Below are 9527 nucleotides of genomic sequence, written 5' to 3'. Positions count from 1 at the left end.
TTGATAATCTAGTTAGCGTTAGCTGTAATTATGGGGATTACGTTTCTCTGTTTACAGATTGAAGAATATAACCTAGCTTACCAATGTATGGGGCTAACGCTCTCTTCTGGTGTCTACGGCAACACCTTCTTTCTGCTAACCGGTTTTCATGGTATGCACGTCACTATCGGTACCCTGTTCTTGATTATTTTATTACTCAGGATTGTGAAGGGCCACTTTACGCCCGACAAGCATTTCGCTTTTCAAGCGGGGAGTTGGTATTGGCACTTCGTTGATGTGGTGTGGTTATGCTTATTCATTTTTGTATACGTACTATAAAACAACGTATTAACGACTAATAAGGTCTGGGGTTAGGTTGAATGTAACCAAGCCCCAAAGCCACCAGCAATATCATTATAACGACAACAGAAAACAATACGCGCCGGCCGAGAAAACGACTCATGGATTGTTGATGCTCGCCCTTAACCATAATAAATAAGGCCCTACCTAAGTTAAATAATATGAATACAAGCAACGAGACTAAAACTAACTTAACGATGAAAGGTGTTGTCACAGGCAATCCTTTTAAAAGTGTGGGTGTGTCTCGGGTGTTATTCGTAATCATTACTTTGGTCGTGTTTAGCTTGTTGGTCAAGTTAGGATTATGGCAGTTATCACGAGCAACCTTTAAACAAGAGTGGCAAAGCACGCTTATTCAGCGCCAACAGCAACAAGCACTCACTTATGATGAAATGTTGGCAATAGTTGAAACGTCAGAAGCCTCAACAAGCTCTCAACCGGAGACGAGATTACTCACGGGTTATCGTCTGAAGATCTCAGCTAAACCCGTCAATAACATGATGCTGTTATTAGACAATCAAGTGTTTCAGGGTCAAGTAGGATATTTAGCTTATCAAATTTTTGAAATAACCCCTGAGCAACCTTGGATAATGGTCGAGCTAGGCTTTGTGCCTGCAAACAAAGACCGTCGAATTTTACCCGAACTACCCCCCTTAAAAACAAATTACTACACACTGTTTGGCCGAGTTTATCAAAAACAACCCAACCCATTAAGTGACCGACTAGATCCAGAGCAACTAGCCGATACTCATGCTCCAATACGTTTTCAGAATATCAATATACCTGCACTAACAGACTTGCTTGGCCATACACTGACATCCGTAGTGCTGCAACCAGACAATGTTCCAAATTATCACCTGCCTCAACCTTGGATACCCATTCCATTGTCGGCGCAAAAACATCAAGGATATGCCTTGCAATGGTTCAGCATGGCAGCTGTATTTTTAGGATTAATGAGTTGGATTGCATTTCGACAATTTCGACGCTAAACATCGTTGTTCATAATTAACTTAACAATAATATCAAAATGATAAAGAGGAGATAGAATGAACTCCCTACCGAAAAAAAGTAATAAAGCGCTAATTGTCTTACTGCTGGTATTTATTTTACCGGTTGCCTTAGCCAAATTAGTGTTAAGCCTAGAACTGTATAACGGCGCGGCAACCAACAAAGGGGCATTAATCGCTTCTAACATTAACTACGCTAACTTAGCCATGGAGAATCCTAAACCTCATGGATGGCAAGTGCTATTTTTTCTACCCGAAACCTGCAATGAGCAATGCCAAGAACGGCTGTATATTTTACACCAAAGCTATATTGCCCTCGGCAAAGATAGGGATCGTGTTACCCCAATCATTGTAGTAAACAGCCACAGTGACACCAAAATCCTCAAGCAATTAAATATCTCCTTTGACCAAGCAAACGCCAATGATGCACTTGCTGCACTGCTGACCAATCAACAGCTGATTATTGTCGATCCTCTCGGAAGCTTAGTCATGCAATATGACAACGTAATAGGTCACGACGCCAATATTGCTCAGGGCAAAGCCATGATTGCCGATTTGCGCAAAATGCTTAAGTTGTCGAGGGTTGGCTAATGGCAATACAGCGATTAATCAAATTCACATTAGTGTTTACCTTGGCGGTTATTCTAATGGGCGCCTATACACGCCTGTCTGATGCTGGATTAGGTTGCCCTGACTGGCCGGGCTGTTATGGCCATTTAGCGGTGCCGAGTGCAAGCCATGATTTAGCCAACATTGAAAGTCGATTTCCTGATGCTCAAATTGAGCCAGAAAAAGCTTGGCTTGAAATGATCCATCGCTATATCGCAGGTACTTTGGGGTTAATGGTTTTAGCCATTCTAATTATGTGCCTTAAACAGCCGCAAGCACCCAAAAAACTGCCCGTATTTATTGCGGTACTCATTGTGTTTCAAGCCGCATTGGGAATGTGGACTGTCACCATGAAATTAATGCCTGTTGTCGTTATGGCGCATCTTATAGGCGGTTTTAGTTTATTCGCCTTGTTACTGCTGTTATATCTGCGGCTTAAACCATTAAGGATCCCCGGAGGGGATACCTATGCGCGTAAGCTCATTCCATTAGCATTAGCCAGTTTGGGTGTATTAGTCATTCAAATTATACTCGGTGGCTGGACCTCATCAAATTACGCAGCGCTTGCCTGCACTACCTTGCCCATCTGTGAAGGTAATTGGGTCGATAACTTACGTTTTGCCGATGCTTTTTCACCATTTCAAGGCGATCATCCCAGTTTTGAATTTGGTGTTTTAGATTATGCCACTCGCATGACTATTCATGTTAGTCACCGAATTTGGGCAGTGGTAACCGCCATAACCCTAATCGTACTCGCACTAAAATTACGCTATGCACAATCACATATTATGCGAAACAGTGGTTACTTATTGCTGTTACTCGTTATCGCTCAAGTCGGGTTGGGGATTACTAATGTGGTGATGAATTTACCTTTAGGCATCGCGGTATCACACAATGGAGGCGCAGCCTTATTGCTGCTTACCTTAGTCTTTATTAATTACGCTCTGTGGCGTAAAGCATAAGTGAGGATCAACCATGACAAAACCTCTTACTATTAGTCAGGTTCAACCAAAGTTAATCCTACAATGGCGCGCCTATTTTGAAATGACCAAACCCAAAGTCGTAGCACTTATGTTGCTTACGGTATTGGTCGGTATGTGTTTATCTGTGCCTGGCATTGTACCGTTACAACCTTTGGTTGCGGGAATGGCTGGTATTGCGATGATGGCAGGCTCTGCGGCGGCGTTTAATCACTTAATTGATCGTAAAATAGATGGTTTGATGGCTCGAACTTATAATCGTCCGCTGCCTAAAGGTAAAATCTCCACCACTAAAGCGGTAACATTTGCGGTGTCGCTTGGATCACTCGGCTTTGTGGTGTTATATACCTTAGTTAATCCCCTCACAGCTTGGTTAACCTTTGCCAGTTTGATTGGTTATGCCTTGGTGTATACCGCCTATCTTAAACGGGCGACCTCACAAAATATTGTCATTGGTGGATTAGCCGGCGCTATGCCGCCATTATTAGGCTGGACCGCAATAACCAATGAACTGCATGGCTACGCCTTGTTACTGGTTATTATTATATTTACCTGGACTCCACCGCATTTTTGGGCATTAGCCATTCATCGTCGTAAAGAATATGCCAAGGTCGATATTCCAATGTTACCGGTTACTCATGGGGTCGAGTTTACCAAAACCTGTATTTTGCTTTACACCATTTTATTAGCAATCGCCTGTCTACTACCCGTTTTAGTCGGCATGTGTGGTCCAATATATTTGGTTGGTTCAACATTACTCAGTTGTGGTTTTATTTATAAAGCGTGGCAGTTAAAGTTTCATGACTATCCAGAACTGTCCATGCAAGTCTTTAAATTCTCAATTTATCATTTAATGGTGTTGTTTATTGTATTATTAGTTGACCATTACTTTTGGGTAAACGCTTAAATTAGAAAGGAAAAGATATTGAAAATAATGATAGCGGTAGGGCTAATGCTGTTAGCCTTGGTGGGGGGTGTCGTTTATCAACAGACGCAAACAGAACCTATGCCACTGGCGACCAGTTATGTATTTGAGCAGCAGCGCCCATTAGCACCATTTACATTAGCAGACCAATACGGCAATGCATTTACCAACCAAACGGTGCAAGGTAAATGGAGTTTGTTCTTTATTGGTTACACCGCTTGCCCAGATGTATGCCCTACCACTCTAAATAAACTTGCAGCGGCTTATCCACAACTGCAAAAAATAGCCAGCAATGTACAAGTGGTGTTTGTGTCAGCAGATCCTAAACGCGATACTCAAGCTAAACGATTAGATTACATAAACTTTTTTAATAAAGACTTTAAAGCCGTCAGTGCAGAACACGCAGACTTGTTTCCGTTTAGTCGTGACTTAGGCTTTGTGTATGCCATGGTGGGAGACGACAGCGATTACCAAGTAGACCATAGCGCATCGTATGTCTTGGTTTCACCAAGAGGGGAAAAAGTAGCAGTATTTAAACCTAAACCACAACCTGGTCAGCTCGCACAAATCCTTAATGCTGAGCTAATTGCTGACTTTAGCCAAATCGTTCAATCTTGGCACTAGCCATTGACGCAATATCGTTACTCTTCGAGCCATTGGCCATTATCTTGCGGGCGGATCCACGCTTGTGAGAACCAATAATAGCCCGTTTTTGTTTTACTGGGTGCGGTGCAGTTATAGCGCGAACGTCCTGGAGCCAAATCCGATGATGCTTGAATAGATAAGCGGTTTTCGCTTAACCAAATAGGTTTTTTAGGCCCTTGGCCTTGAATAAAACACATCATTTGATGTGGATAAATATCTTGAGTATCAATAGTCAACTCCAATTTTGGTCGCCACTTACCTGACGCCAACAATGGATCGCTTATGTTCTGCTTAATCACCGGCATCGGTAAACTGGAAAACTTAACCATTAAACTCGCTAAATCAGCATAAGCATTGGCAACCGGAAAGCGCGGCAATGCAGTTAGTGAAGCATATTCCCCTGCGGCACCAGATTGCTGACCAAAGCCAACAAAGCCCTGTTTCGCCAAAATTGCTTCTAATTTGTTAGTGTATTCACCATACGGGTAGGCAAACATTTTTACACTTTGGCCAGTACGTTTTAATATTTCAGCTTCTGTCGATAAGATATTATCTTCGACACGGGCTTGCCATTGGGCTTGGGTTTCTTTGCCTTGACGACGAATTAAATGTTCGTGTCCCCAACTGTGGTTAGCAATCGTCACGCCTTGATCGGATAACGCGATAATGTCTTTCCAACTCATCATCCCTTTGAAACCAGCGTCGATGGGGGCAACTGAAATAAATACAGTGTATGGGAATTGATGTGAGGCCAAAATGGGCGCGGCATTGTTGATAATGCTGTCATAACCGTCATCGAAAGTAATCACAATACGTCTATCGGCTATTGGCGTGTTATGCTTTATTGAATCAACAGCTTCAGCTAATGAAATCACGGTAAAATCATTATCTGCCAAGTACTGCATCTGTTCAGCAAATTGACTTGGTGTCACACTCGTGCTTTTCGGGGTATTTTCCGACACGTGGTGATATTGTAAAATGACTACCGCATTGGCATCAAAATTCAATACATTTAAGCTAAGTACCGCCAACAATAAAGCTATTTTTTTAACCATGATTATCCATACCTATGTCAGTTAGCGCATTACTATTAAACCGCCAAAAAAATCGTCAACTATTGGCTTTAGCGACGCCAATGATACTGTCGAATATCACTATTCCACTATTAGGATTAGTTGATACTGCGGTGATTGGTCATCTTGGACAAGCTTACTATCTTGGTGGCGTAGCACTAGGCAGTACCATTATCACCTTAATGATTTGGTTACTCGGCTTTTTACGCATGTCCACCACCGGGCTAGTTGCACAAGCCTACGGTGCTAATGATACCTCAACTCAACAACAATTACTGATACAAGGTTGCAGCCTCGCATTAACCTTGGGAGTAGCTTGTGTAATATTACACTCTCCCATACTCGATTTAGCATTAAGCCTCAGTGATGCCAGCGAACAAGTTATGTTTTACTGCCGCCAATACGTCGAAATTCGAATTTGGTCACTGCCTTTTGCCCTCGTCAACTTAGTATTATTAGGCTGGTTACTCGGACGACAAGCGCCGAAAGCGGCCATGTGGCAATTAATTATCGCTAATAGCGTCAATATTATTCTCGATATTGTGTTTGTCATCGTCTTTAAATGGAATGTGCAAGGTGCGGCGTTGGCATCTGTTATTGCTGATATCAGTGCTTTTTCAGTGGCATTGATCATGGTTAAACGCCAATTGATGCACACTGGTAGGCTTAATATAAGCCAGGTTATCGCGCATTTATCATGGCGCGGATACGCTCGTTTACTTACCTTAAACCGTGATATTTTTATTCGCAGTTTATGCTTACAAGCCGCCTTTAGTTTTATGACCTTTTATGGTGCAGGCTTGGGTGACAATACTATTGCCGCCAACGCAGTGCTGCTTAATTTGCTGATGCTAATATCTTATGCGTTAGATGGCATAGCCTATTATGCTGAAGCTGAAGTGGGCCGCGCATTTGGTCAAAAAAATCCAACCTTACTGCATGACAGTGTCGTATTGGCTTTTTGCTGGTCGGCAATAGTTGCAGTACTATTTAGCCTGCTTTTTTGGACGGCAGGACCGTGGATAATTCAGCTATTAACCAATATTGAAGCGGTGCAAAATACCGCAAACAATTACTTAATCTGGCTTATTATCATGCCAATATTGGCATTTGGGTGTTACCTGTTTGATGGCGTGTATATTGGTGCCGCATGCGGGAATGTTATGCGTAACAGTATGATAATAGCTACCTTTGGTATTTACTTTCCGAGTTGGTACTTATTGCAAACTTGGGGCAATCACAGCCTTTGGGCAGCGATGTCGATATTTATGCTATGCCGAAGCGTGACTCTTGGGTGGCACTATTACTACAAACTCAGATATCAACTGGTGACCGTATAATACATTGAAGACTTTACTATAAAAATGTAACATCCAAACAACATTTTTATATCACGTAAAACGGACCTTTAATGAAACGGATTTTATGGCTTGTTATTGTTAGTTCATGTCTATTTTCGCTTAGCTCATTTTCCAAGCCTCTACCTGTTGAAGCCTTTGCCAGCATTCCAGATGTTAGTTTTATCACCTTATCTCCTGATGGCAAAAAAATAGCTTCGCTTATGCGTGTTAGTAATAACGAACTCGAAGGCCAAGTTATCAATATTCGAGATACTGAAACGAGTAAAGATATTTTCCCAGTCCAAACTGACAATCAAAAATTTGTTATTTTATCGTTAAAATGGGCAAGTAATGACATGCTCCTGATAGAATCAAAATACCCCGCTATTCGCAATGGTACTCCAACCACCGAAACTCGATTGATGAAATACACAATCAGCGACAATAAATTATCGAGTGTATTATCAAACTACTCTCTCACTCGTTTTCAATGGTTACCGCAATTACAAGCATCGGTAATTGATTATTTACCTGATGATCCAGACCATATTCTGCTACAAATTGTCGGTTTAGGATCCAAGTCGCAATATGAAAGTGTCATTAACGTCAGCTTAAAAACCGGGGCAATTAAACCAATACAGCATGCTCGTAAATACTTTGAAGATTGGGTCATTGACAGACAGCATAATGTACGGATTGGCATTTATCGTGATGACACCTCCTACCGAATTTACGAACAAAAAGCCGCTAATGAAGAGCCTCGTCAATTATGGCAATTTGAAGCTTTTACCGAAGATGAAATATGGCCAATTGGGTTCGACCACGACCCCAACATTCTATATGTCAGTGCCTACCATCAAGGTTTAAAATCCATCTTTAAAGTCAACCTAACCGACCCGGCTTTAGCAAAAGAATTGGTTTATCATGATGAAAACTACGATACTGAAGGTTGGTTAGTATATTCCCAACTTAAACAAAAAGTGATTGGATTAAGTACTAATATCGAAGGAGAATACCTGTTTTGGGACCAAGACTACGTTGCTCTTTACAACGGTCTGAACGAGGCGTTACCCCAGTCGCATAATGACATTCGCCAGTTCAGTGACGATGAGCGTAACTACATTGCTTATGCAACTGGCCCTGTTGAATCTGGGGCGTATTACTTTGGTAGCAGAGATAAAAAACAACTCTATCCTATCGCTTACCGTTACAGCCAATTACCACCAGAAGTGTTATCTCAACCGCAAACAGTACATTATAATGCGCGCGACGGTTTAGCCATCGAAGCCTTTCTCACTACCCCAAAAGACACTGTAGCCAAAAATTTACCGACCATTATTTTCCCCCATGGCGGACCTATTAGCTACGACTCAACCACGTTTGATTATTGGGCACAGTTTTTAGCTAATCGCGGTTATGCAGTGCTACAAATGAACTTTCGTGGTTCGTCTGGTTACGGCTTCAACTTCATGAATTCAGGTCTTAAAAACTGGGGCCTAGAAATGCAAACCGACATTGAGGATGGTACTCACTGGCTTATCGAACAAGGCATTAGCGACCCTAAACGGGTGTGTATTGTCGGTGCGAGTTACGGCGGTTATGCCGCATTAATGGGCGTGGCTATCACCCCCGACCTGTATCAATGTGCCATTAGTGTCGCGGGCGTGACTGACCTTGAATATTTAGTTAAATCATCACGTCGGTATGACAACAGTAAAATTGTTAAAAAACAAATTGGTGACGATTACGACGATTTGTTTCAGCGGTCACCGATTAGCAAAGCGGCCAACATTAACGTGCCAGTATTATTGATCCACGGCACTAAAGATCGGGTGGTGCGAGTACAGCATAGTGAAGAGATGTATGATGCCCTTAAGGATTTACATAAACCCGTAAAGTATATCGAACTGGAAAATGGCGATCATTACTTAAGTAATAATGAACATCGTCTTACAACATTCATTGAAATAGAGCACTTCTTATCGACTAATCTTGGGGTAAAATAACCTCAAATAGCCCAAGTCGTCACACATGAGAATACTATGACTCAAGAATTGATTATCACCGACATTGAAGTTGGCAACGGTAAAGCTGCAGTTAAAGGCGCGCTAATTACCACTCGTTATAGCGGTCGATTAGCCGATGGAAGCCAGTTTGATGCTTCTGATGCATTTCAGTGTGTCATTGGTACCGGCAGAGTCATTAAAGGCTGGGATCAGGGTATTATCGGCATGAATGTAGGTGGCAAGCGACAGCTCTCTGTTCCGGCTCATTTAGCCTATGGAGAACGCCAGATTGGTGAGCGTATTCCAGCAAACTCTGATTTGTTTTTTGATATTGAATTACTCGAAGTACTGACTCGAGACGACTAAAACCACGAGTTGCCAAAACCTAATCGACACCAACAAAAAACGCGACCCATAATAAGGTCGCGTTTTTGTTTTTAAGCTTTGTTTATTAGCAGTAATTCATCACGCAATTAGGCGTAAGAATGTTCGCCGTGCTGATGTTCTGTTACATCACGAACGCCAGTTAATTCCGTTGGGAACATATCTAACAATTGCTTCTCAATACCATCTTTTAAAGTGATATCAACTTGTGAGCAACCG

At 42.1% G+C, this 9527-nt stretch carries 10 protein-coding genes and 2 pseudogenes; 9 read left to right on the top strand and 3 right to left on the bottom strand.

Annotated features, from left to right (window positions below; genetic code table 11):
- Positions 1-12: 12 nt before the first annotated feature.
- Positions 13-318: pseudogene (locus H5202_RS14575) on the top strand (cytochrome c oxidase subunit 3); the annotation flags it as partial.
- A gap of 16 nt (positions 319-334) precedes the next feature.
- Here H5202_RS14575 and H5202_RS14570 read toward each other — a convergent pair.
- The gene (locus tag H5202_RS14570; protein WP_182772714.1) at positions 335-553 is read right to left on the bottom strand and encodes a DUF2909 family protein; all 219 of its coding nucleotides are present in this window, start codon (positions 551-553) and stop codon (positions 335-337) included.
- On the opposite strand from H5202_RS14570, the gene H5202_RS14565 reads away from it, so the two are divergent.
- The 5 genes from H5202_RS14565 to H5202_RS14545 are packed head-to-tail and all read left to right on the top strand — an operon-like array spanning position 501 to position 4484.
- Complete coding sequence (locus H5202_RS14565) at positions 501-1328, top strand: SURF1 family protein (RefSeq protein WP_182772713.1); 828 nt, start codon at positions 501-503, stop codon at positions 1326-1328. The two genes, H5202_RS14570 and H5202_RS14565, sit on opposite strands and share 53 nt — an antisense overlap.
- A 57-nt stretch (positions 1329-1385) precedes the next feature.
- Complete coding sequence (locus tag H5202_RS14560) at positions 1386-1937, top strand: hypothetical protein (RefSeq protein WP_182772712.1); 552 nt, start codon at positions 1386-1388, stop codon at positions 1935-1937.
- Positions 1937-2917, top strand: a complete 981-nt coding sequence (locus H5202_RS14555) for a COX15/CtaA family protein (RefSeq protein ID WP_182772711.1) — start codon at positions 1937-1939, stop codon at positions 2915-2917. The genes H5202_RS14560 and H5202_RS14555 overlap by 1 nt, the downstream gene beginning before the upstream one ends.
- 13 nt (positions 2918-2930) lie before the next feature.
- Entirely contained in the window at positions 2931-3842 is a 912-nt protein-coding gene (gene cyoE, locus H5202_RS14550) for a heme o synthase (RefSeq protein ID WP_182772710.1), read from the top strand.
- Between the two features lie 15 nt (positions 3843-3857).
- Entirely contained in the window at positions 3858-4484 is a 627-nt protein-coding gene (locus H5202_RS14545; RefSeq protein WP_443019414.1) for an SCO family protein, read from the top strand.
- A gap of 17 nt (positions 4485-4501) precedes the next feature.
- On the opposite strand, the gene H5202_RS14540 is transcribed toward H5202_RS14545, so the two are convergent.
- On the bottom strand, positions 4502-5560 hold the full coding sequence (locus H5202_RS14540; RefSeq protein WP_182772709.1) for a polysaccharide deacetylase family protein: 1059 nt from the start codon (positions 5558-5560) through the stop codon (positions 4502-4504).
- A gap of 14 nt (positions 5561-5574) precedes the next feature.
- Here H5202_RS14540 and dinF point away from each other — a divergent pair, with 14 nt between their 5' ends.
- The 3 genes from dinF to H5202_RS14525 all read left to right on the top strand — a co-directional run bounded on the left by dinF (position 5575) and on the right by H5202_RS14525 (position 9290).
- On the top strand, positions 5575-6918 hold the full coding sequence (dinF, locus tag H5202_RS14535; protein WP_182772708.1) for an MATE family efflux transporter DinF: 1344 nt from the start codon (positions 5575-5577) through the stop codon (positions 6916-6918).
- 71 nt (positions 6919-6989) lie between these two features.
- Positions 6990-8924 carry an alpha/beta hydrolase family protein gene (locus H5202_RS14530; protein ID WP_182772707.1) on the top strand — a complete coding sequence of 645 codons (1935 nt, stop codon included), beginning with the start codon at positions 6990-6992 and terminating at the stop codon, positions 8922-8924.
- A 36-nt stretch (positions 8925-8960) separates the two neighbouring features.
- Entirely contained in the window at positions 8961-9290 is a 330-nt protein-coding gene (locus H5202_RS14525; protein ID WP_182772706.1) for an FKBP-type peptidyl-prolyl cis-trans isomerase, read from the top strand.
- 107 nt (positions 9291-9397) lie between these two features.
- Here the strand turns inward: H5202_RS14525 and H5202_RS14520 are convergent.
- A pseudogene (locus H5202_RS14520) lies at positions 9398-9527 on the bottom strand (NifU family protein); the annotation flags it as partial.

Source organism: Shewanella sp. SG41-4 (genome assembly GCF_014164505.1).
Taxonomy (GTDB): domain Bacteria; phylum Pseudomonadota; class Gammaproteobacteria; order Enterobacterales; family Shewanellaceae; genus Shewanella.
The sequence above is the reverse complement of the archived record's forward strand: the minus strand, read 5'-3'. Positions and strand labels throughout refer to the sequence as shown.

Bases quoted from the DNA above. Each gene is read 5' to 3' on its own strand.
- H5202_RS14555 (WP_182772711.1), top strand. From the start codon at position 1,937: ATGGCAATACAGCGATTAATCAAATTCACATTAGTGTTTACCTTGGCG.
- H5202_RS14525 (WP_182772706.1), top strand. From the start codon at position 8,961: ATGACTCAAGAATTGATTATCACCGACATTGAAGTTGGCAACGGTAAA.
- H5202_RS14565 (WP_182772713.1), top strand. From the start codon at position 501: ATGAATACAAGCAACGAGACTAAAACTAACTTAACGATGAAAGGTGTT.
- H5202_RS14560 (WP_182772712.1), top strand. From the start codon at position 1,386: ATGAACTCCCTACCGAAAAAAAGTAATAAAGCGCTAATTGTCTTACTG.
- cyoE (WP_182772710.1), top strand. From the start codon at position 2,931: ATGACAAAACCTCTTACTATTAGTCAGGTTCAACCAAAGTTAATCCTA.
- H5202_RS14530 (WP_182772707.1), top strand. From the start codon at position 6,990: ATGAAACGGATTTTATGGCTTGTTATTGTTAGTTCATGTCTATTTTCG.
- dinF (WP_182772708.1), top strand. From the start codon at position 5,575: ATGTCAGTTAGCGCATTACTATTAAACCGCCAAAAAAATCGTCAACTA.
- H5202_RS14540 (WP_182772709.1), bottom strand. From the start codon at position 5,560: ATGGTTAAAAAAATAGCTTTATTGTTGGCGGTACTTAGCTTAAATGTA.